Origin of the sequence: Ketogulonicigenium vulgare WSH-001, assembly GCF_000223375.1 — a bacterium.
GTDB lineage: Bacteria > Pseudomonadota > Alphaproteobacteria > Rhodobacterales > Rhodobacteraceae > Ketogulonicigenium > Ketogulonicigenium vulgare.
Genome location: NC_017384.1, coordinates 170525 through 191045, shown reverse-complemented (window position 1 = coordinate 191045; position 20521 = coordinate 170525). Strand labels below are relative to the sequence as shown.

The 20521-nt window shown below is 62.7% G+C and carries 22 protein-coding genes; 14 read left to right on the top strand and 8 right to left on the bottom strand.

Going from position 1 to position 20521, the window contains the following annotated elements; translation table 11 throughout:
- Window positions 1-47 precede the first annotated feature (47 nt).
- Window positions 48-3503 (top strand): chromosome segregation protein SMC, encoded by a 3456-nt coding sequence (gene smc / locus KVU_RS00920; protein ID WP_014537461.1) that lies wholly within the window; start codon window positions 48-50, stop codon window positions 3501-3503.
- Window positions 3504-3513: 10 nt separating this feature from the next.
- On the opposite strand, the gene nagA is transcribed toward smc, so the two are convergent.
- Window positions 3514-4620: an N-acetylglucosamine-6-phosphate deacetylase gene (gene nagA, locus KVU_RS00915; protein WP_013383433.1), complete on the bottom strand. Its 1107-nt coding sequence runs from the start codon at window positions 4618-4620 to the stop codon at window positions 3514-3516.
- Window positions 4621-4678: 58 nt separating this feature from the next.
- Window positions 4679-5638, bottom strand: a complete 960-nt coding sequence (locus KVU_RS00910) for a glutathione S-transferase family protein (protein ID WP_013383432.1) — start codon at window positions 5636-5638, stop codon at window positions 4679-4681.
- A 204-nt stretch (window positions 5639-5842) separates the two neighbouring features.
- On the opposite strand from KVU_RS00910, the gene KVU_RS00905 reads away from it, so the two are divergent.
- Window positions 5843-6190, top strand: a complete 348-nt coding sequence (locus KVU_RS00905) for a hypothetical protein (protein WP_013383430.1) — start codon at window positions 5843-5845, stop codon at window positions 6188-6190.
- Here KVU_RS00905 and KVU_RS00900 read toward each other — a convergent pair whose 3' ends face one another.
- On the bottom strand, window positions 6191-7360 hold the full coding sequence (locus tag KVU_RS00900) for a MalY/PatB family protein (protein WP_014537460.1): 1170 nt from the start codon (window positions 7358-7360) through the stop codon (window positions 6191-6193). It lies immediately after the preceding gene.
- Between the two features lie 124 nt (window positions 7361-7484).
- Here KVU_RS00900 and def (KVU_RS00895) point away from each other — a divergent pair, with 124 nt between their 5' ends.
- Genes def (KVU_RS00895) through fmt form a run of 3 tightly spaced genes read left to right on the top strand, consistent with a single transcriptional unit; the run spans window position 7485 to window position 9394 of the window.
- Window positions 7485-8006 (top strand): peptide deformylase, encoded by a 522-nt coding sequence (def, locus tag KVU_RS00895; protein ID WP_013383428.1) that lies wholly within the window; start codon window positions 7485-7487, stop codon window positions 8004-8006.
- Window positions 8007-8498 (top strand): peptide deformylase, encoded by a 492-nt coding sequence (def, locus tag KVU_RS00890; protein ID WP_013383427.1) that lies wholly within the window; start codon window positions 8007-8009, stop codon window positions 8496-8498. It abuts the gene before it with no gap.
- Complete coding sequence (gene fmt / locus KVU_RS00885) at window positions 8498-9394, top strand: methionyl-tRNA formyltransferase (RefSeq protein WP_013383426.1); 897 nt, start codon at window positions 8498-8500, stop codon at window positions 9392-9394. Before def (KVU_RS00890) ends, fmt begins: the two co-directional genes overlap by 1 nt.
- Here the strand turns inward: fmt and KVU_RS00880 are convergent.
- The 5 genes from KVU_RS00880 to KVU_RS00860 all read right to left on the bottom strand — a co-directional run bounded on the left by KVU_RS00880 (window position 9391) and on the right by KVU_RS00860 (window position 12786).
- Window positions 9391-9762, bottom strand: coding sequence for a lysozyme inhibitor LprI family protein (locus KVU_RS00880; protein ID WP_013383425.1), 372 nt, complete (start codon window positions 9760-9762; stop codon window positions 9391-9393). The genes fmt and KVU_RS00880 overlap by 4 nt on opposite strands.
- The gene (gene purU / locus KVU_RS00875) at window positions 9759-10643 is read right to left on the bottom strand and encodes a formyltetrahydrofolate deformylase (protein ID WP_013383424.1); all 885 of its coding nucleotides are present in this window, start codon (window positions 10641-10643) and stop codon (window positions 9759-9761) included. The genes KVU_RS00880 and purU overlap by 4 nt, the downstream gene beginning before the upstream one ends.
- Window positions 10644-10703: 60 nt before the next feature.
- On the bottom strand, window positions 10704-11168 hold the full coding sequence (rnhA, locus tag KVU_RS00870) for a ribonuclease HI (protein ID WP_013383423.1): 465 nt from the start codon (window positions 11166-11168) through the stop codon (window positions 10704-10706).
- 1 nt (window position 11169) lies between these two features.
- Window positions 11170-12120 (bottom strand): 4-hydroxy-3-methylbut-2-enyl diphosphate reductase, encoded by a 951-nt coding sequence (ispH, locus tag KVU_RS00865; RefSeq protein ID WP_014537458.1) that lies wholly within the window; start codon window positions 12118-12120, stop codon window positions 11170-11172.
- Between the two features lie 75 nt (window positions 12121-12195).
- The gene (locus KVU_RS00860; RefSeq protein WP_013383422.1) at window positions 12196-12786 is read right to left on the bottom strand and encodes a LabA-like NYN domain-containing protein; all 591 of its coding nucleotides are present in this window, start codon (window positions 12784-12786) and stop codon (window positions 12196-12198) included.
- A 421-nt stretch (window positions 12787-13207) separates the two neighbouring features.
- Here KVU_RS00860 and rpoZ point away from each other — a divergent pair, with 421 nt between their 5' ends.
- The 9 genes from rpoZ (at window position 13208) to KVU_RS00815 (ending at window position 20514) form a co-directional block, all read left to right on the top strand.
- Entirely contained in the window at window positions 13208-13561 is a 354-nt protein-coding gene (rpoZ, locus tag KVU_RS00855; protein WP_013383421.1) for a DNA-directed RNA polymerase subunit omega, read from the top strand.
- A 10-nt stretch (window positions 13562-13571) separates the two neighbouring features.
- Window positions 13572-15878, top strand: coding sequence for a RelA/SpoT family protein (locus tag KVU_RS00850; RefSeq protein WP_013383420.1), 2307 nt, complete (start codon window positions 13572-13574; stop codon window positions 15876-15878).
- The gene (locus KVU_RS00845; RefSeq protein ID WP_013383419.1) at window positions 15879-16535 is read left to right on the top strand and encodes a DUF2062 domain-containing protein; all 657 of its coding nucleotides are present in this window, start codon (window positions 15879-15881) and stop codon (window positions 16533-16535) included. It abuts the gene before it with no gap.
- Window positions 16525-17268, top strand: a complete 744-nt coding sequence (locus KVU_RS00840) for a pyridoxine 5'-phosphate synthase (RefSeq protein ID WP_013383418.1) — start codon at window positions 16525-16527, stop codon at window positions 17266-17268. Before KVU_RS00845 ends, KVU_RS00840 begins: the two co-directional genes overlap by 11 nt.
- Complete coding sequence (gene acpS / locus KVU_RS00835; RefSeq protein ID WP_013383417.1) at window positions 17265-17675, top strand: holo-ACP synthase; 411 nt, start codon at window positions 17265-17267, stop codon at window positions 17673-17675. The genes KVU_RS00840 and acpS overlap by 4 nt, the downstream gene beginning before the upstream one ends.
- A 76-nt stretch (window positions 17676-17751) precedes the next feature.
- Window positions 17752-18579 (top strand): signal peptidase I, encoded by an 828-nt coding sequence (lepB, locus tag KVU_RS00830; protein WP_013383416.1) that lies wholly within the window; start codon window positions 17752-17754, stop codon window positions 18577-18579.
- 1 nt (window position 18580) lies between these two features.
- Window positions 18581-19267, top strand: a complete 687-nt coding sequence (gene rnc, locus KVU_RS00825; protein WP_013383415.1) for a ribonuclease III — start codon at window positions 18581-18583, stop codon at window positions 19265-19267.
- The gene (gene era, locus KVU_RS00820) at window positions 19260-20183 is read left to right on the top strand and encodes a GTPase Era (RefSeq protein WP_013383414.1); all 924 of its coding nucleotides are present in this window, start codon (window positions 19260-19262) and stop codon (window positions 20181-20183) included. The genes rnc and era overlap by 8 nt, the downstream gene beginning before the upstream one ends.
- Entirely contained in the window at window positions 20176-20514 is a 339-nt protein-coding gene (locus KVU_RS00815) for a DUF1491 family protein (protein WP_081447056.1), read from the top strand. The genes era and KVU_RS00815 overlap by 8 nt, the downstream gene beginning before the upstream one ends.
- Window positions 20515-20521: the final 7 nt, after the last annotated feature.

Below are 20521 nucleotides of genomic sequence, written 5' to 3'. Positions count from 1 at the left end.
GCAGGAAACCGGGCAATTTCTTTTCACTGGTCACAAAGGAAGCGTCAATGCAGTTCACGCGTCTGCGCCTCAACGGCTTTAAAAGCTTCGTCGATCAAACCGAGCTGGTGATTCAGCCGGGCCTGACAGGCGTTGTTGGCCCCAATGGCTGCGGCAAGTCGAACCTGCTCGAGGCGCTGCGCTGGGTCATGGGCGAGACGCGCCCCTCGGCCATGCGCGGCGGTGGGATGGAGGATGTGATCTTTGCCGGCGCATCCACCCGCCCCGCCCGCGCCCATGCCGAGGTTGCGCTGCTGATCGACAACAGCGATCGCGTCGCCCCAGCCGGTTTCAACGACAATGACCAGTTGGAAATCATGCGCCGCATCACGCGTGACGCGGGCTCGGCCTATCGCATCAACGGCAAGGATGTGCGCGCGCGCGATGTGCAGATGCTGTTTGCCGATGCCTCGACCGGCGCGCATTCGCCCGCGCTGGTGCGGCAGGGCCAGATTTCCGAACTGATCAACGCCAAACCCACATCGCGCCGCCGGATTCTCGAGGAAGCGGCAGGGATCTCGGGCCTGTATCAGCGCCGCCACGAGGCAGAGCTGAAGCTGAAGGGCGCCGAGCAGAACCTGACCCGCGTCGATGATGTGATCGACAATCTGGGTCAACAGCTTGCAACGCTGTCGCGCCAGGCCAAGGCCGCGCAACGCTATCGCGAGGTGGGCGGCGCACTGCGTGCGGCCGAAACGCTGCTGTTCTGGCTGCGCTGGCGCGAGGCGGATGACGCGCGCATCACTGCCGAACTTGCGCTGAAACTGGCGGCGCAGGCCGCAGGACTTGCCGAAGCTGAGGCGAAGACAGGTGCCGATCACCGCGCCGCGCATGAGGCCGCCCTGCCGCCCCTGCGCGAAGAAGAATCTATCGCCAAGGCCATCGTCGCGAAACTCGAGGCCGAGCGTGACAGCCTTGCCGCTGATCTGTCCCGTGCTCAGGGAACCATTAACAATACCCGCGCCGCGCTGGAGCAAGCCCTGGCCGACCGCACCCGCGAGGATGCGCTGAACGGCGATGCGCTGCAGACGCTGAAAAACCTCGAGGACGAGCGCGACGCGCTGATGGAGGCGCAGGCCGATCAGGACGAAGCCATCGCCGCCGCCGAGGCACTGGCAGCCGAGGCCAGCGCCATTTTGAAAGACCACGAAGCCACGTTGGCGGCCCAGACCGAAGGCATGGCCCGCCTTGCCGCCCGCCACCAATCCGCCGACCAAGCGCTGCAAAATGCCAAGCGCGCGGTGGAAAAGGCCGAGGCCGAGGCGCAGCGTGTGACGCAATCGCTGCAGCACGCCGAAAGCGCCCTGACCGCTGCCCTCACCGCCTTTGCCGGGGCCGAGGGACGCCTTGCCGCCGCAACGGCTGCGGTCGAGGCCGCAGATCAGGCGCAAGAGGCCGCCGCCGCCCAGCGCGCAAGCGCCGAGACTGCCGCCGCGACCTTGCGCGCCGCAAGGTCCGAGGCGGAGGGCCGCCGCAGCGCGCTGGCCTCGGAAGTGCGGGGATTGACGCAGCTTTTGGGCAAGGATCAGGCCAAGGTCGCGGGGCTTCTGGCGCAAATCTCGGTGAAATCGGGTCTGGAAAAAGCCATTGGCGCGGCGCTGGTCGATGACCTGAACGCGCCGCTGATCGGCGCGGATGCCGCCACCGGCTGGGTCGCTCTGCCCGCCTATGCCGATGCGCCCGCGCTGCCCGAGGGTAGCGCGCCGCTGACCGATGCCGTCACCGCCCCTGATGACGTGCTGGCGCGCCTGTTGCCGCAGGTCGGGCTGGTCGCGGCTGCCGACGGCCCCCGTCTGCAAGCCGCGCTGCGCCCCGGCCAGCGCCTCGTCTCGCGCGAGGGCGATGTCTGGCGCTGGGACGGATTCCGCGCCGGTGCAGGTGATGCGCCCTCTGCCGCCGCGCTGCGGCTGGAGCAGATGAACCGGCTGACCGCGCTGCAAGCCGAACTTGCGGCGGCCGAGGCCGAGGCCGAGGCCGCCATCGCCGCCCATAGCGCTGCCGGGGCCAAGCTGGCCGAGGCAACCGCGCTGGAAACCGCGACCCGCGACGCCGCGCGCGTGGCCGAGCGCACGCTGGCCGACACCAACCGCACCCTTGCCCGCGCCGAGGCTGACCGCAATATCGCTGCCTCGAAACGCGAGAGCGCGGATCATGCCCAGCGCCGCCTTGCCTCTGAGCAGCAAAGCCTGCGCGCGACGCTGACCGTGGCCGAGGCCGAGGTCCAATCCCTGCCGGATCTGACCACCAGCCGCGCTACTTTGGACGAGGTACGCGCCGCCGTTGATGCCGCCCGTATCACTATGATGACCCGCCGCAGCGGCGCCGATGACCTGCGCCGCACCGCCGAGGGGCGCACCCGCCGTGCGCAGGATATCCTGCGCGAGATGACCAATTGGGAAACCCGTCTGGCCAGCGCCGCGCAGCGGATGCGCGAACTCGATACCCGCCAAGAGGGGCTGGAAAAGGATCTCGCGCGCGCCGAAAGCCGCCCCGGGATGCTGACCGCCAAGCGCGAGGATGTGCTAACCGCCATCGCCACGGCAGAGTTGCGCCGCGCGGCCGCCGCCGAGGCTGTGGCAGCAGCCGACACCCGCCTGCGCGAAGCGATGCTGGCCGAGCGCGAAGTCGAGCGCGCCGCATCCGAGGCGCGCGAGGGTCGCGCCCGCGCCGAAGCCGCTGTCGACGTCGCCAAAGCCACGCTGGCGCAGGTCGAGGCACGCATTCAGGATATCCTCGCCATGGCCCCCGAGGCGCTGCGCGAGGCCGTGGGCGATCCTGACGATCTGCCCCCCGTGCGCGAGTTGGAGGACGAGGTCGCGAATCTGAAACGCGCGCGCGAACAGATGGGCGCGGTGAACCTGCGTGCCGAGGAAGACGCCAAGGCGCTGTCGGACGAACAGACGACGCTGCTGAATGAAAAGACCGATCTGGAAAGCGCCATCCGCACCCTGCGCGGCGCGATCGGCAACCTGAACCGCGAGGGGCGCGAGCGGCTGCTGGCGGCCTTTGATCAGGTGAATGAGAACTTTGCCATGCTGTTCACCCATCTGTTCGGCGGCGGCGAAGCGCGCCTTGTGATGGTTGAAAGCGATGATCCGCTGGAAGCCGGCCTTGAAATCATGTGCCAGCCACCGGGCAAAAAACTGTCCTCGCTGTCACTGCTGTCGGGGGGCGAGCAGACGCTGACCGCGCTGGCCCTGATCTTTGGCGTGTTCCTGGCCAATCCCGCGCCGATCTGCGTGCTGGACGAGGTCGACGCGCCGCTGGACGATCACAACGTGACGCGGTTCTGCGATCTGATGGACGAGATGACCCGCCGCACCGACACGCGCTTTTTGGTCATCACGCACCATGCCGTCACTATGGCGCGCATGAACCGTCTGTTCGGCGTGACCATGGCTGAACAAGGTGTCAGCCAATTGGTCAGCGTCGATCTGTCGAAGGCCGAGGCGATGGTCGCCTAATGGGGGTGGCTTAGGGGTTCGCCCCCTCGGCCATCACGCCGCGCATGATGACATGTTGCAGGTGGAAATCATCCGTCCCCAGCACGACCATATCCGCAACGCCCCCGACCGCGATGCGGCCGCGATCCCAGAGGCCGATGTAATCCGCCGCGATGGTCGAGGTGCGGGCCGAGGCTTCCTCGACACTCAGGCCAATCGACACCAGATTGCGAAACGCCTCGAGCAGCGTCAGGCAAGACCCCGCCAGCGTGCCATCGGCCAGCCGCACGCCATTGCCGCAGCGGCGCACCGGCTGGGTACCGAGGCGATAATCGCCGTCCGGCATCCCCGCCGCCGCACAGGCATCCGTCACCGCATAAAGGTTCGGGATCGCCCGCAGCGCGGCGCGGATCGCGCCGGGGTGGACATGCAACAGGTCAGGGATCAGTTCGGCGTGTTGCGCATGCGCGAGCGCCGCACCGACGATACCCGGTGCGCGGTGGTGCAGGCCGGTCATCGCGTTGAACATATGCGTCACGCCATGGCGGCCCGAGGCAAAGGCGGCGGCCGCCGTCTCGTAATCGCAGGATGAATGCCCGATCTGGACGCGGATGCCTTTGCCATCAAGATAGGCTGTCACGGTACCATCGGGGTCAGCCTCGGGTGCCATAGTGACGACGCGAATGGGCGCAAGGGCGTGGAACGTGTCGATCAGCGCGATACTGGCGGGGATCGCCTCATCCGGCTGGGCGCCAAGGCGGGTGGCGTCAATGAATGGCCCCTCGAGGTGGACACCAAGGATCGCGGCCTGATCGGCGGCCTGCGCCCCCATCACCGCGCCGGTATCGGCCATGGCACGCGTGATCGCGGGAACAGTATCCGTCATGGTGGTGGCCAGCATGGCGGTGGTGCCATAGCGTGCGTGCAGCGCCGCGATCTTGGCGGCGGCATCGCCGCCCTCCATCAGGTCCGCGCCGCCGCCGCCATGGCAATGCAGGTCGATAAAGCCCGGCAGGATCAGCGGGGCGTCGTGCGCGACATCCGCGGGGATGATGGCGCTGATGCGGTCATCCGCCCAGACGACACGCCCCTCGATCCAGCCATCCGCCGTCAGAATCCGGCCCGAAACCTCTGTCATGATCGCACCTTTCGTTGATTGGCGGCTGTATCGCACCAATCAACGGCGGGTGGTAGGGTCAACCGCGCCCGTGAGGCGCGTCAAAGGCAGGCACCGGCCCCAGCGGCACAATGCGATGCGGGTTAATCGTGTCGTGGCTGTAGTAATAGTGCTGCACGATATGGTCGAAATTCACCGTCTCGGCCACGCCCGGCACCTGATACAGCTCGCGCGTCCAGGCATAAAGGTTCGGATAATCCACGATGCGCGCACGGTTGCATTTGAAATGCGTGTGATAGACGGCATCAAACCGGATGATCGTCGTGAACAGACGCCAATCGGCCTCGGTCAGGCGATCGCCGGTCAGATAGCGGTTTTCCGACAAGATGCCTTCAAGCCAATCCAGCGCGTCGAATAGCGGATAGACGGCCTTATCATAGGCGGCTTGGGTGGTCGCGAAACCGGCTTTGTAGACGCCGTTGTTCACCTCATCATAGATACGGGCGTTCAGCGCGTCGATCTGGGGCAGCAGATCGGTGGGGACGTAATCGTCTGCATTACCGGTCAGCCCGTCAAAGGCCGAATTCAGCATGCGGATAATCTCGGCCGACTCATTAGACACGATGGTGCCGGTCTTTTTGTCCCACAGCACCGGCACCGTCACGCGGCCCGAAATGCTAGGATCAGCCGCCAGATAGACGTCACGCATAAACGGCAGGCCCATCAGCGTATCGCCCGTGGCACCCGGGAAATCATCGCCGAACGTCCAGCCATCCGACAGCATATGCGGATGCACGACCGAGACGGTGATATGATCCTGCAGGCCCTTCAAGGCGCGAAAGATCAGCGTGCGATGCGCCCAAGGGCAGGCATAGCTGACATAAAGATGATAGCGCCCGCTTTCGGCGGCATAGCCGTCCTTGGCGCCATCGGCTGTGATCCAGTTGCGGAATGCCGTCGTGGTGCGCACAAAAGCGCCGCCTGTGCTTTTGGTGTCATACCAGACGTCTTGCCATTTTCCGTCGACCAGCTGGCCCATGATGCGATCCTCGTTACAATGCTTGGGGATAACATAGGCTGCGGCGCAGGCCCTGCACACCGCCGCCCCCGCGCAGTGCCCCTGCGCCAATGCACAGTGGCGAAATCTTGCAGGGGGGATGCGATTGCACTGAACCAAATGTTCATCTGCCGGTTACTATATCAGGGCAAGGTGAAACAGAATCACCAGAGCAAGGAGGGCCTCATGTTCAATTTCCTTCCCGAAGCTGTACGCCGCGGCATCGATGATGCGCGCCGCGCCGATCAACGCCGCGCGGGTCGCCTCAGCATCCAGATCGATGATCAGGTGCACCGGATTTTGGCGCTGTGGGATAATGGACTTGCGCTGGACGCCAGCCACCGTGCGCCGCTGCGCGGCCTTGTGGATATTTTCGACGGCCCCCGCCATTTGTATCAATGCCTGCTTGTCACCTCGCGCGAGGAAGACGGCCAGCGCATCTATGATTTCAAATGGATCGCGCATGTCAGCGAGACGCGACCGCTGGATTTCGCGCAGCAAGAGGAAACCCCCTTGCTGCTGCCCTATCACTGATTACTGCAGGTCGGCGAAAGCCGCGCTGATCCGATTGACCGCGTCCTGCACCCGCGCGCGGGGCGTGGCAAAGTTAAAGCGCATGAACGTCTCGCCGCCCTTGCCAAAGGTCGGGCCATAATTGGCGGCAACGCCGGCCTCGGTGACGATGCGGCGCTTGACCTCGTCTTCGGACATGCCGGTGCCTGCGAAATCCACCCAAGACAGATAGGTGGATTCCAGCGCCATCGCTTGCACACCCGGAATGGCCGACAGGCCCTCCTCCAGCAAACGGCGGTTGCCATCCAGATAAAGGTTCAGCGCATCGACCCAAGCCGCGCCCTCGGGCGAATAGGCGGCGGTGACCATATGCAGGCCAAAGGAATTGGGCGAAATCCCAAGGCCCATCATCAGATCGGCAAAGCGCTTTTTCAGGGCGGGGTCGCTGATGATGACATTACCAATATGCGCGCCCGCGATGTTGAACGTCTTGGTCGCCGCGGTCATCATCACCAGACGATCAGCGATACCGTCGATTTTGGTCATCGGAATATGCGTATGGCCGGGCATGACCAGATCGTGGTGAATCTCGTCCGAGACCAGGATCAGATCATGGCGGCGCGCGAAATCGGCGACCCCCTGCAACTCCTCGCGCGTCCAGACGCGGCCGCCGGGGTTATGGGGCGAGCACAGGATCACCATCTTTTCCGCGCCCGTCATCTGCGCATCATAGGCGGCAAAGTCGAATTCATAGCGGCCCGCATTATTCACCAGCGGGCATTCGACCACCGCGCGCCCCGCCGCGCGGATCGTGCGGGCAAAGGCGTGATAAACCGGCGTGAACAGCACGACGCCATCGCCAGGTTGGGTATAGGCGGTAACCGCAAGACCCGTCGCATTCACCAGACCGTGGGTGGTGAAAATATCGCTGGTGTCGACCGTCCAGCCATGGCGGGCCTGCATCCACCAGGCAATCGCCTCGCGGTAGGGGGTTTCGTTGCCGAAATAGCCATAGACACCGTGATCGAGCATCTTTAGCAGGGCGTTCTGCACCGCTGCGGGCGGGCGAAAGTCCATATCCGCCACCCACATCGCAATGCCGGTATCGGGACTGACGCCGAACAGGCGCTCCATATCATCCCATTTGTTGCAATGCGTATTGCGTCGGTCAATCAGCTCGTCAAAATCCATCGGAAACTCTCCTTAATCACGGCAGGCTAGCGCCGTTGCAGCGCCGCGCCAAGAGTGCATCGCCCCGTGCAATACTCCTTTGTTTGTGTTGAAAGCCGGGGCGCGCTGGCTTACATGCGGTGCCATGACAACGCGCCCTATTCTTATCCACCCCGATCCGCGCCTGCGCGCCATCGCAAAGCCGCTGCCCGACATCTCGGACGAGATCCGTCGGCTGGCCGATGACATGCTGGAAACCATGTATGACGCGCCCGGCATTGGCCTTGCGGGGCCGCAGGTCGGTCAATTGCAGCGCATCATCGTGCTGGATTGTGCCAAAGACCCGGACGCGCCGCAGCCCTTGGTCATGGTGAACCCGCAGATCGTCTGGTCTTCGGACGACCGCTCGGTCTATGAGGAAGGCTGTCTGTCGATCCCCGACCAATATGCCGAGGTCGAGCGTCCCGCCTCGGTCAAAGTGCGCTGGCTGGATCTGAACGGCAATGAACAGGACCGCGAGATGGAGGGCCTATGGGCCACCTGCGTCCAGCACGAGATCGACCATTTGGACGGCAAGCTGTTCATCGACTATCTGGGTCCGATGAAGCGGCAGTTGATCACCCGCAAGATGGAAAAGCTAAAGCGTGAACGCGCGCGGGGCGAATAGATGCACCGTCCCTTTGTGATGTGGCCCGCCCCCGTGCTGCGCAAACCCGCCGCCCAGGTCGAGGCGATCACCCCCGAGATCACCGCCCTATGGGACGAGATGGTCGAGGCGATGGATGCGATGCCGGGCGTCGGCCTTGCCGCGGTGCAACTGGGCGTGCCGCTGGCGCTGGCCGTGGTCGATGCATCGGATGCGCGCGGTCAGGCGATCCGCATGGCCAACCCCGAGATTTTGCACGCCTCGGTGCAACTGCGCGAGCACGAGGAAGCGTCGCCAAATCTGCCGGGGATCAGCGCTGTCATCAGCCGACCCCGTGCCGTCACGGTGCGGTTCCTGAACGCATGGGGCGAGGTCGAGGAACGCGATCTGGTCGGGCTTTGGGCCACCTCGATGCAGCATCAGATCGACCATCTGGCGGGCAAGATGTATTTTGACCGCCTTAGCAAAATCAAGCGCGACATGTTTTTGCGCAAGGCAAGGAAGTTCGGCTGATGCGCGTCGTCTTTATGGGCACCCCTGATTTTTCCGTTGGGGTTTTGGAGGCGCTGGTCGCGGCCGGGCACGAGATCGCCTGCGTCTATTGCCAGCCGCCCCGCCCTGCCGGTCGCGGCAAAAAAGACCGCCCCACGCCGGTCCATGCCCGCGCCGAAAGCCTGGGGCTGATGGTGCGCCACCCCAAATCGCTGCGCGGCGCGGATGAGCAAGCCGAATTTGCGGCGCTGAATGCCGATGTCGCGGTCGTGGTCGCCTATGGCCTGATCTTGCCGCAGGTGGTGCTGGATGCGCCCAAACATGGCTGCCTGAACATCCACGCGAGCCTTTTGCCGCGTTGGCGCGGTGCCGCCCCGATCCAGCGCGCAATCATGGCGGGCGATGCGGAAACCGGCGTCTGCATCATGCAGATGGAGGCGGGCCTTGATACCGGCCCGGTGCTGCTGCGCGCGGCAACCCCGATCGGTGCGACGGATACCAGCGGCGATCTGCACCAGCGCCTTTCCCAGATGGGCGCAAGGATGATTATCGATACGCTGGAACGGCTGGGCGGCCTGATCCCGCAGGTACAGCCCGAGGATGGCGTGACCTATGCCGCCAAGATCGACAAGGCCGAAGCGCTGGTCGACTGGACGCGCCCCGCCCCCACGGTTGCCCGCCAGATCAACGGGCTGTCCCCTTTTCCGGGTGCGTGGTGCATGATCGGGGATGAGCGGGTGAAACTGCTGCGCGCCGAGGCGGTGCCCGGCACGGCAGCGGCTGGCACCGTGCTAGACGGCTTTACCGTGGCCTGCGGCAGCGGCGCCCTGCGCGTGCTGGACATCCAGCGCGAGGGCAAACGCGCCATGCCGGTGGCCGACGCGCTGCTGGGCCTGACACTGCCCGCGCGGCTTTAATTGGTCTGATCGTAGGCGTTCAACGCCACAATCCGGTCGCGCGTCATATGCAGATAGCAACTGGCCCCCAGCACATTGGCAAGGGTGCCACCTTCGGCGATCAGCGCCTGCGATTCGCATTCCAACTGACGAAAGGCTTTCCAGACAGCTTGCGCCGCATTCAGCGCCGCAACGCGATTGCTGGATGCCATGCCCGCGACCAACCCGTCCAGCCGCACCTGCATTTCCAGCTGCGCCGTTGAATACAGCTCGTTCAGGCAAACAACGATTTCCGATGTCGAGGAGGCATCAGGGCAATCGCCCTTATCCTCGCCCTGCGCAAAGGCGGGCAAAGGCACCAGCAATAATGCGGCTAATAGATATTTCATCCCATCCGTTCCGATGCATAAGATCCGGGCGAGGCCGGGAAGACGACGGTTTTATTGCCGTTGATAAAGACACGGCGGTGAATATGCGCGTGGATCGCACGCGCCAGAACCTGACTTTCAACATCGCGACCAAGGCTGACGTAATCCTCGGGCGACTGCGCATGAGTCACGCGGACCGTATCTTGTTCGATGATCGGGCCTTCGTCCAGATCTGCCGTTACATAATGTGACGTCGCGCCAATTAACTTTACGCCCCGCTCGTACGCCTGTTTATAGGGGTTTGCCCCTTTGAAACTGGGCAGGAACGAGTGGTGGATATTAATGATCCGCCCCGACATCTCGCGGCACATCTCGTCCGACAGGATCTGCATATAACGGGCCAGCACCACCAGCTCGGCACCGGTCTCGCGCAGGATCTGCATCTGGGCGGCCTCGGCCTCGGGCTTGTTCTGGGGCGTGACGCGGATGTGGTGGAAGGGGATATCGTGGTTCACCACCAGCTTTTGATATTCGAAGTGGTTCGAGATCACCCCCACGATATCAATGGGCAGCGCGCCGATGCGCTGGCGATACAGCAGATCATTCAGACAATGGCCAAAACGGCTGACCATGATCACCGCCTTGACCCGTTCGCTGGCGTCAAAAAAGGCAAATTCCATGCCAAAGCGCGCACCCACAGTTGCAAAGCGGCTTTGCAGATCGGCAAGCGTCGCGCCCTCTTGGCTGGTGACGCTGATACGCATGAAAAACTTGCCCGTCAGCACATCGTCGAACTGCGCGGAATCGGTGATATTACAACCGTTTTCCGCCAAGAACCCCGAGACAGCAGCAACAATGCCACGGGTCGTAGCGCAGGTAACGGTCAGGATATAATTGGACATGGACGGGCCTTTAGATGCATCGCCCGACTGGCTAGCAGGCAAGCCCTGCGCTTTCCAGCGTTAAAGCGCGCGGGCGGCCTTGAACGGGGCCATGCCTTGGCGGGCGAGTTCGTCCGCGCGTTCATTCTCGGGATGGCCCGCGTGACCCTTGACCCATTTCCACGTCACCTGATGGCGCTGCACCTCGGCATCCAGACGCCGCCACAGATCATCATTCTTGACCGGCTTGCCCTGCGAGGTACGCCAGCCGTTGCGCTTCCAGTTGAACAGCCACGCGCCAATGCCGTCTTTCACATAGACGCTGTCGGTCACGATGGTGATGGTGCTGGAACGCGTAAAGTTTTCCAAAGCATTGATCGCGGCCAATAATTCCATGCGGTTATTGGTGGTCATCGCCTCGCCGCCGCAGAGCGGTCGCTCTTTGACCACGGCCCCACCCTCGCGCGCCTGCATCAAAACGCCCCAACCGCCGGGCCCCGGGTTGCCCGAACAGGCGCCGTCGGTAAAGCAGATGAATTCAGGCATATCAGGCAGGCTCGCGCAGGACTTTGGGAACTTTGAACTCTACCCGTTCTTCGGCGGTCACGACCAGTTCAACCGTTACGTCATAATGGGCGCGAAACGCATCGATCACTTCTTCGATCAAAATTTCGGGGGCCGAGGCGCCGGCGGTTACACCCAATGTGCGGATGCCCTGCAAGGCCCGCCAATCAATCTCATCCGCGCGCTGGACAAGCTGCGAGTAATCGCAACCGGCGCGGCTGCCGACCTCGACCAGACGTTTCGAGTTCGAGGAATTGGGCGCGCCGACCACAAGGATCGCATCGCATTTGGGGGCCATCACTTTGACCGCCTCTTGCCGATTGGTGGTGGCATAGCAAATGTCCTCTTTCGCGGGGACATTGATCGCCGGAAAGCGGGCTTTCAGCGCGGCGGCAATCTCGGCAGTATCATCGACCGACAATGTGGTCTGTGTGATCATCGCCAGGCGCGCGGGGTCACGCACCTGAACCGTCGCGACATCGGCGAGCGTCTCGACCAGCATCACCTCGCCATCGGGCAGTTGGCCCATGGTGCCGATGACCTCGGGGTGGCCCTTGTGACCGACCATGATCATCTGCAAACCGTTGGTATGATGACGGGCGGCCTCGTTATGCACCTTTGTCACCAGCGGACAGGTGGCATCGACATGGATCATATTGCGGCGCACCGCCTCGGCCGGGACAGATTTCGGCACGCCATGCGCCGAAAAGATCACAGGGCGATCTTCGGGACATTCATCCAATTCCTCGACAAAGACTGCACCTTTGGCGCGCAGCGCGTCGACGACATATTTGTTATGAACAATCTCGTGGCGCACAAAAACCGGCGCGCCCCATTTTTCCAGCGCCATTTCCACAATACGGATCGCGCGATCCACACCGGCACAAAAGCCGCGCGGTGCGGCCAGATAGACCGTAAGAGGAGGCAGGGACATGGGCGAGGCTCCGAGACAGCGTTGCCCTTTCAGATAAGCCGATGCGGCGCCCCCGTAAAGGGCGCCGGGCGTGGTTTAATCCAGCAGGCTTTGCGTCTCGACCGTCTCGTCGCGCGGCATACCGGGGCGGGCATCGGGGCGCGGCGGGCGACCCAGCACATCGCGCAGCTCGTCCAGTTCGATGAAATTATCAGCCTGACGGCGCAATTCATCGGCAATCATCGGCGGCTGGCTACGCACGGTGGATACAACCGATACGCGCACGCCGCGCCGCTGCAGCGCCTCGATCAATGGACGGAAATCGCCATCGCCCGAGAACAGAACAATGTGATCGACATGGGGCGCCAATTCCATCGCATCGACGGTCAGCTCGATATCCATATTGCCTTTGATCTTGCGGCGGCCTTGGGCGTCCTGAAACTCTTTCGCGGGCTTTGTACGCATTGAAAAGCCGTTGTAATGCAGCCAGTCAACCAATGGTCGGATCGGGGAATATTCCTCGTTCTCAAGCAGCGCTGTATAGTAGAAAGCACGGATCAGCCGTCCGCGTCGCATGAACTCGCTACGCAACAGTTTGTAGTCGATATCAAACCCCAAGGATTTCGATGCGGCATACAGATTCGCCCCATCGATAAAGAGCGCAATCCGCTCGTCCCGGTAAAACATATATTATCCTTCCAATCGCGGTCTGCTACGGAAACAGGAAATGAAACATCAGTGCGATGTGCAGCGGATAACAAATTAGTTAACAACTTCACCTCGCGGTGCAAGTAAAACGCGAATCTAATGCTGCATAAAGTCTAAAGTTCCCCCAAATTACCGAAAACACGCGGAAAATCCTCGTCTATAATAAAGTTGCGTTAACCAAATTTAGAGCAACTCTAAAATAAGACCGCGCGGTTTTAACGGATACCCCTCCCCAACGGCGAATTTGACACGGATATCCTCGCTATCCTGCCTGCGGCCCTTGCGTTCCGCGTCTGCCCCCTCTAAATGAATGTTTTCCCCCGGTCGCTGCACGATATATCGGATTCGTGCGGGTAGCTACCGGCAAGACCCGTCAAACCCACCGAAGGGGAGTAGTCGCATGGCACGTGTCACCGTCGAAGATTGTGTAGACAAGATTCCGAACCGTTTCGAACTGGTCATGCTGGCCGCACATCGTGCACGCGAGATCGCTGCAGGGTCGGCCCTGACTGTGCCGCGCGACAACGACAAGAACCCCGTTGTATCGCTGCGCGAGATCGCCGAAGAAACCCAGCTGGCCGATGACCTGCGCGAGCGGATGATCGAAGCCAACCAGCACGAGATCGAAGTCGACGAGCCCGAAGACGATTCGATGGCTCTGCTGATGAGCGCCGAGCTGGATCGTCCCGCCCAGGACGACATGACCGAAGAGCGCCTGCTGCGCGAGCTGCTGCAAGCGCAAGAGGGCCGCTGAGGCCACACCCATGGAAGGCAGTGACAAAGCCAGCGCGGCGGCGAATGATCAGGGCCCGCCTGATGTAACGCGGTCTGATGTGGCTTTGTCGACGGGGGTGGATAACAACGCCCCCACCCTGCCTGCGGGCGCGGCGCAAGTCGTGCCCGAACCGCTGATCACGCAAGACGATCTGATCGCGCGCGTGCGCAGCTATAATCCCGCCACCAATGAATCCCTGCTGCGCGATGCCTGGGAATTCGGCCGTCTGATGCATGACGGCCAGTACCGCCATTCGGGCGAGCCCTATTTCACCCATCCCGTAGCCGTCGCGATGATCCTGGCGCAGCAACAGATGGATGATGCCACGATCATCACCGCCCTGCTGCATGATACGGTCGAGGACACCCGCGCCACCTATGCCGAGGTCGAGGCCCGCTTTGGCGCGGTCATTGCCGATCTGGTCGATGGCGTCACCAAACTGACCAATCTGCAACTGCATTCGGCTGAAACCAAACAGGCCGAGAATTTCCGCAAGTTGATCATGGCAACCTCGCGCGATTTGCGGGTGACATTGGTCAAGCTGGCCGACCGCTTGCACAATATGCGCACCATCGCCTCGATGCGGCCGGAAAAGCAGGTGAAAAAAGCCCGCGAAACCATGGATATCTATGCGCCGCTTGCCGGCCGCATGGGGATGCAATGGATGCGTGAAGAGCTGGAGGATATGGCCTTTCGCGTCCTCAACCCCGAGGCGCGCGATTCCATCATCCAGCGGTTCAGCCTGATCCAACAGGAATCGGGCGATCTGGTCGATCAGATCAAAACCGACCTGCTGGCCGAGTTCGAGAAATCCGGCATTCCCGCCGAGGTGCATGGCCGCGCGAAAAAGCCCTATTCGATCTGGCGCAAAATGCAGGAGAAGGATCAAAGCTTCTCGCAATTGTCGGACATCTATGGCTTTCGCGTGATCACGAAAACCGATGTCGATTGCTATCGCGCGCTGGGGGCGATCCATCAACGCTGGCGCTCGGTCCCCGGCCGGTTCAAAGATTACATCAGCCAGCCCAAATCGAACGGCTACCGCTCGATCCATACGGCTGTGTCCGCGCGCGGCGGCAAGCGGGTCGAGGTGCAGATCCGCACCCGCGAAATGCACGAAGTGGCCGAGGCAGGCGTCGCGGCCCACTGGTCCTATCGCGACGGCGAGCCGGTGCAGAACCGCTTTGTCGTCGATCCCGCCCGCTGGATCGCGCAACTCTCCGAGCGGTTCGAAGAGGATCAGGACCACGACGAATTCCTCGAGACGTTCAAGCTTGAGATGTATCAAGATCAGGTCTTTTGCTTTACCCCCAAGGGCGAAGTAATCAAGCTGCCGCAAGGCGCGACCCCGATTGATTTCGCCTATGCGATCCACACCCGCATCGGCCATGCCTGCGTCGGCGCCAAGGTCGACGGGCTGCGCGTGCCGCTGTGGACACGGCTGAAGAACGGTCAATCGGTCGAGATTATCATCGCCGACGGCCAGACCCCGCAGGCGACATGGATCGACATTGCCGTCACCGGCCGCGCGAAATCCGCGATCCGCCGTTGGCTGCGCGAAAAGGACCGTGACCGGTTCATCAAGCTTGGCACCGAGCTGACCCGCGTGGCCTTTGAAAACGCAGGGAAAAAATCCACTGACAAAGCGCTGGCCACCGCCGCGCGCGCGCTGGCTTTCGAGAATGCCGAGCAGCTTTTGCTGCGCGTCGGAGCCGCCGAAATTACCGCGCGCGAGGTTGTGCGCGCCATCTATCCCGATCTGAAGCTGCGCGATGCGAATGAAATCGACGCGGAAAAAGCGGTCGTCGGCCTTAGCCCCGACCAAAGTTTCCGCCGTGCGCCCTGCTGCCAGCCGGTGCCGGGCGAGCGGATCGTCGGCATCACATTCCGCGGTCAGGGTGTTATCGTCCATGCCATCGACTGCCCGGCCCTGTCGGAATACGAGGATCAGCCCGATCGCTGGGTCGATCTGCGCTGGCAAGAGGGGCAGCACCGCGCGATCAACACCGTCTCGCTGGAACTGTCTGTCGCCAATGATGCGGGCGTTCTGGGCCGCGTCTGCACGCTGATTGGCGAGCAGGACGCCAATATCTCGGACCTCGATTTCCTCGATCGCAAGCTGGATTTCTACAGCCTGCGCATTGATGTCGATGTGCGCGATGCCGAACATCTGCACCGTGTGATGACGGCGCTGGACGCGGATAGCCATGTCTCGTCATTGCTGCGCCTGCGCGATGCGCATCGCAATCTCAGCTGGTCGGCCGCGCTGCCTGCGGCTGGGGCAACGGGCCACTAAATGTTCAAACGGCGCGAGCCTCGCAGCTTTGGGCATGCGTTGCGTGCCACCTTTTGGCCGCAAAAGGGCTGGCTCAGGCCCGCGCATTATATCAGCCGCCGCATTCAGCGCCTGCCCGACAGTCCCGAACGGATCGCGCGCGGCATTGCGGCGGGTGTTGCGGCCAGCTTTTCGCCGGTTATCGGCGTCCATGCGCTGATCGCGCTACTGGTCGCGAAACTGGTGCGCGGCAACATGCTGGCGGCTTTCATCGGTCAGGGCTTTGGCAATCCGTTCACCGCGCTGCCGATCATGGCGGGCGCGCTGAACGTCGGTTATGCCGTTATGGGCAGCCGCCCGGCCGAGGGGATGATCGCTGCCGTTCCCGAACATTTCATCAATGCCGCCAAACAGCTGTGGCACAATATTCAGGCCGGTTTCGGGCCCGCCACCGCCCATTGGAACGAGCTGGCCGATTTTTGGCATATGATCTTTCTGCCCTTCTTGATCGGCGGCGCGATCCTTGGGCCGGTTTTTGGCGTGCTGGCCTATGGCGTGACCTTGCCATTGGTGCGGGCCTATCAGAACATGCGCCGGAACAGGCGGCTTGCGCGGCAGGCGGAACTGGCGGCACCAAATCAGCCGCTACCAGCACGGAACGAGGAAAATGGCGGATAAACTGCGGCTTGGCATTAATATCGACCATGTGGCAACGGTGCGTAACGCGCGCGGCGGGGCGACCCCCGATCCTGTGCGCGCCGCCCTGCTGGCCGAGGCTGCGGGTGCCGATGGCATCACCGCCCACCTGCGCGAGGATCGCCGCCATATCCGCGACGCCGATATGGCCGATATCGCCGCCGCTATCAAAATCCCGCTGAATTTCGAAATGGCGGCGACGGCGGAAATGCAGCGCATCGCCCTTGCCACCCGCCCCCATGCCGTCTGCCTTGTCCCCGAGCGGCGCGAGGAGCGCACGACCGAAGGCGGCCTCGATGTGCTGGGACAAGAAGCGTACCTGCGCGATTACATCACCCCCCTGCGCGAGGCCGGTGCCCGCGTCTCGCTGTTCATCGCCGCCGACAGCGCCCAGATCGAGGCTGCCGCCCGCATCGGCGCGCCTGTGATCGAAATTCACACCGGCGCCTATTGTGAGGCGCATGACGCGGGCGACTTTGCCAAGCGCGACGCGGAACTGGCCCGCATTCGCGCCATGGCCGAATTCGCCGATGCGCTGGGGCTCGAGGTGCACGCCGGCCACGGTTTGAATTTCGACAGCGTGGGCCCGATCGCTGCGATCCCCTTTATTCGCGAGTTGAACATCGGCCATTTCCTGATGGGCGAGGCGATTTTCATCGGCCTTGATGCCGCGATTGCTGAGATGCGCCGCCAGATGGATATCGCCCGCGCATGATTATTGGCGTCGGGACGGATCTTTGTAACATCGAACGGGTCGAGGGGACGCTGGCCCGTTTCGGCGACCGCTTTCGCAACCGCGTCTTTACCCCGCTGGAACAGGCGCGGGCCGAACGCAATGCAAAGCCTGCCGCAATCTATGCCAAACGCTGGGCCGCGAAAGAGGCCTGTTCAAAGGCGCTGGGCACCGGCCTTGCCATGGGCATCGCGTGGAAAGACATGTCCGTGCGCAATCTGCGCACCGGCCAGCCTGTGATGGAGGTGACCGGTTGGGCAGCCGCGCGTCTGGCCACCCTGACCCCGCCCGGTCATCACGCGATTATTCATGTGACACTGACCGACGATCACCCTTGGGCGCAGGCTTTTGTGGTGATCGAAGCCCTGCCGATCCCCAATCCTGCGTGATACCGACCCCCTTGGCTTGACTTGCCAGCGCCCCGCGCGCAAGAAGCCCCCATTCTTTTTAGCAGCAGGCACAGCAATGGCAGAAAAATCCGGCGCGCTTCATTCGATCGTTGAAACGGCCAAGACCATCGTCTTTGCCCTGCTGATTGCTGGCGCATTCCGCACGATCTTGTTCCAGCCGTTCTATATCCCCTCGGGTTCGATGAAGGACACGCTGCTGATCGGCGATTTCCTGTTCGTCAATAAAATGGCTTACGGCTATTCCTATGCCTCCTGCCCGACCGTGAACATCGGACCGGTGAATATCGACGCGCAGGCGATCTGTTCGTGGGTGGGCGGCGATAATGACCGTCTGTTCGGCTCGCAACCTGATCGCGGCGATATCATCGTCTTCCGCCACCCCCGCACGGGCGAGGATTACATCAAACGCCTGATCGGCCTGCCCGGCGATACGGTTCAGGTGCGCGATGGCGTGGTGTTCATCAATGGCGAGGAAGCCCCGCAAGAGCCGAACGGCTCGTTCCACGAGGTGATGGAGCGTCAGGGCCCGCAAGGCCTGCTGCCAAGCTGCGCCAACGGCCCGGTTGGCATGGGCGCGGATTGCCGCTCCGAGCGCCTGATCGAGACGCTGCCCGGTGGGACCAGCCACAGCATCCTGAACATCGGCGATCAGCCGCAGGATAACACCCCCGTTTATACCGTGCCCGCAGGTCATTACTTTTTCATGGGTGACAACCGCGACAATTCCGCCGATAGCCGTTGGCTGACCGGTGGCGGCGTCGGCTTTGTTCCCTATGAGAACCTGATCGGCCGCGCAGATCGCGTCATCTTCTCGTCCGCAGGACGCTCACTGTTGCAATTCTGGACATGGCGTCCGGACCGCTTCTTCAAGGCACTGGATTAAGGTGAAACATACCGCCGCCCTCATGGATTTCGCCGACCGCCTCGGCCATCGGTTCATCAATACCGAAGTGCTGATGCGCGCCCTGACGCATGGCTCTGCCTCCTCGCCCGACCGCTCGGACAACCAACGTCTCGAGTTTTTGGGCGACCGCGTTTTGGGCCTTGTCGTGGCCGAGGCGCTGCTGGCGGCGGATAAATTCGCAACCGAAGGCCAGATCGCCCCGCGCTTCAACCGCCTTGTACGGCGCGAAACCTGTGCCGAAGTGGCCCGTGCCATGGATCTGGGCGCGGCGCTGCGCATTGGCCGCTCGGAAATGAAGACCGGCGGGCGCAAGAAAGAAGCCGTGCTGGCCGATGCGATGGAGGCGGTGATCGCCGCCGTTTATCTAGACGCAGGCTTTGACGCCGCCAAGTCGGTGGTGCTGAAACACTGGGCCGCGCATATCGCCAATGTCGATGATGATGCGCGCGACGCCAAGACCGCCCTGCAAGAATGGGCGCAAGGTCGCGGCGAGACACCCCCCGCCTATATCGAAGAGGCCCGCTCCGGCCCCGATCACGCGCCTATCTTCACCGTGCGCGTCACGCTACAATCCGGCCCAACGGCCACGGGCGAGGCCGGTTCCAAACGCCTTGCCGAACATGCTGCGGCGACAAAGCTGCTACAGGAAGTATCGCAAAATGACTGAACCGACTGAAAACACCCGCGCCGGTTTCGTCGCCCTGATCGGCGAGCCGAACGCCGGAAAATCCACGCTGCTGAACCGTATGGTCGGGGCAAAAGTCTCGATCGTGACGCATAAGGTGCAGACCACCCGCGCCCGCATTCGCGGCGTCGCGATCGAGGGTGATGCCCAGATCGTTTTCGTCGACACGCCCGGCCTGTTCCGTCCGCGCCGCCGTCTGGATCGCGCGATGGTGGCCGCCGCTTGGGGCGGCGCGGGCGATGCGGATGTGGTGCTGATGCTGATCGAGGCACACCGCGGCCTGACCGATGGTGCCAAGGCGATCATCGAAAGCCTGCAGGACCGCGTCGGCAAGACCCCCGTCGCGCTGGTCATCAACAAGATCGACCGCGTCAAGGCCGAGGAATTGCTGGCGCTGACCGAGGCTGCGAACGCGGCTTTCCCCTTTGTGCAGACCTTTATGATCTCGGCCGAGCGCGGCTATGGCTGCGATGCGCTCAAGGGCTGGCTTGCGACCGAAATGCCCGCAAGCCCTTGGCTTTACCCCGAAGATCAGATCGCCGACCTGCCGATGCGCATGATCGCCGCCGAGATCACCCGCGAAAAGCTGACCCTGCGCCTGCACCAAGAGCTGCCCTATGAGCTGACGGTCGAGACGGAAAAATGGGAAGAGCGTCCCGACGGCTCGGCCCGCATTGATCAAATCATCTATGTCGTGCGCGACGGTCACAAGGGCATCGTTCTGGGTCGCAAGGGCGAAACGGCCAAGGCCATCGGTCAGGCCGCACGCCTTGAACTGGAAGAATTCATGGGTCGCAAATGCCACCTGTTCTTGCAGGTGAAGGTGCGCCCGAACTGGCTGGAAGAGGCCGAGCGCTATTCCGAGATGGGCCTCGATTTCAAAGACGGGAATGCCTGAGGCCCGCCTCGCAACCGACTTTTGGGTGGGCGCTTATCTGCAGCGCCTGCGCCTTGCCGATATTCCCGCCTTTGTGGTGAAAAAGGGCGACGCGACCGCCGGGGCGGTGCTGGTGAAATCCAGCACGCTCGACGGGCAGGCGCGGCTGTTCCAGCGCAGCTATGATCTGATGTCTGGCCAGCGCGCCTGGGTTGTGCTGGCAAGCGGCGCCGAGGCGGATGTTGATGCAACCATTGCCCGCCAGCGCAGTTTCGACCGTGATCTATGGGTGATCGAGGTCGAGGATCGCGCCGGTCGGCATTTGCTGGAACAAGAAGGCTTGGCGGAATAGCAAAAGG

What these genes read in the sequence shown, in the direction of transcription:
- KVU_RS00910 (WP_013383432.1), bottom strand. Translation starts at nt 5,638, where the DNA reads ATGGGCCAGCTGGTCGACGGAAAATGGCAAGACGTCTGGTATGACACC.
- acpS (WP_013383417.1), top strand. Translation starts at nt 17,265, where the DNA reads ATGATTATTGGCGTCGGGACGGATCTTTGTAACATCGAACGGGTCGAG.
- KVU_RS00815 (WP_081447056.1), top strand. Translation starts at nt 20,176, where the DNA reads ATGCCTGAGGCCCGCCTCGCAACCGACTTTTGGGTGGGCGCTTATCTG.
- KVU_RS00905 (WP_013383430.1), top strand. Translation starts at nt 5,843, where the DNA reads ATGTTCAATTTCCTTCCCGAAGCTGTACGCCGCGGCATCGATGATGCG.
- fmt (WP_013383426.1), top strand. Translation starts at nt 8,498, where the DNA reads ATGCGCGTCGTCTTTATGGGCACCCCTGATTTTTCCGTTGGGGTTTTG.
- smc (WP_014537461.1), top strand. Translation starts at nt 48, where the DNA reads ATGCAGTTCACGCGTCTGCGCCTCAACGGCTTTAAAAGCTTCGTCGAT.
- def (WP_013383427.1), top strand. Translation starts at nt 8,007, where the DNA reads ATGCACCGTCCCTTTGTGATGTGGCCCGCCCCCGTGCTGCGCAAACCC.
- lepB (WP_013383416.1), top strand. Translation starts at nt 17,752, where the DNA reads ATGGCAGAAAAATCCGGCGCGCTTCATTCGATCGTTGAAACGGCCAAG.
- KVU_RS00860 (WP_013383422.1), bottom strand. Translation starts at nt 12,786, where the DNA reads ATGTTTTACCGGGACGAGCGGATTGCGCTCTTTATCGATGGGGCGAAT.
- rpoZ (WP_013383421.1), top strand. Translation starts at nt 13,208, where the DNA reads ATGGCACGTGTCACCGTCGAAGATTGTGTAGACAAGATTCCGAACCGT.
- def (WP_013383428.1), top strand. Translation starts at nt 7,485, where the DNA reads ATGACAACGCGCCCTATTCTTATCCACCCCGATCCGCGCCTGCGCGCC.
- KVU_RS00850 (WP_013383420.1), top strand. Translation starts at nt 13,572, where the DNA reads ATGGAAGGCAGTGACAAAGCCAGCGCGGCGGCGAATGATCAGGGCCCG.
- KVU_RS00880 (WP_013383425.1), bottom strand. Translation starts at nt 9,762, where the DNA reads ATGAAATATCTATTAGCCGCATTATTGCTGGTGCCTTTGCCCGCCTTT.
- rnhA (WP_013383423.1), bottom strand. Translation starts at nt 11,168, where the DNA reads ATGCCTGAATTCATCTGCTTTACCGACGGCGCCTGTTCGGGCAACCCG.
- purU (WP_013383424.1), bottom strand. Translation starts at nt 10,643, where the DNA reads ATGTCCAATTATATCCTGACCGTTACCTGCGCTACGACCCGTGGCATT.
- KVU_RS00900 (WP_014537460.1), bottom strand. Translation starts at nt 7,360, where the DNA reads ATGGATTTTGACGAGCTGATTGACCGACGCAATACGCATTGCAACAAA.
- KVU_RS00845 (WP_013383419.1), top strand. Translation starts at nt 15,879, where the DNA reads ATGTTCAAACGGCGCGAGCCTCGCAGCTTTGGGCATGCGTTGCGTGCC.
- ispH (WP_014537458.1), bottom strand. Translation starts at nt 12,120, where the DNA reads ATGTCCCTGCCTCCTCTTACGGTCTATCTGGCCGCACCGCGCGGCTTT.
- nagA (WP_013383433.1), bottom strand. Translation starts at nt 4,620, where the DNA reads ATGACAGAGGTTTCGGGCCGGATTCTGACGGCGGATGGCTGGATCGAG.
- KVU_RS00840 (WP_013383418.1), top strand. Translation starts at nt 16,525, where the DNA reads ATGGCGGATAAACTGCGGCTTGGCATTAATATCGACCATGTGGCAACG.
- era (WP_013383414.1), top strand. Translation starts at nt 19,260, where the DNA reads ATGACTGAACCGACTGAAAACACCCGCGCCGGTTTCGTCGCCCTGATC.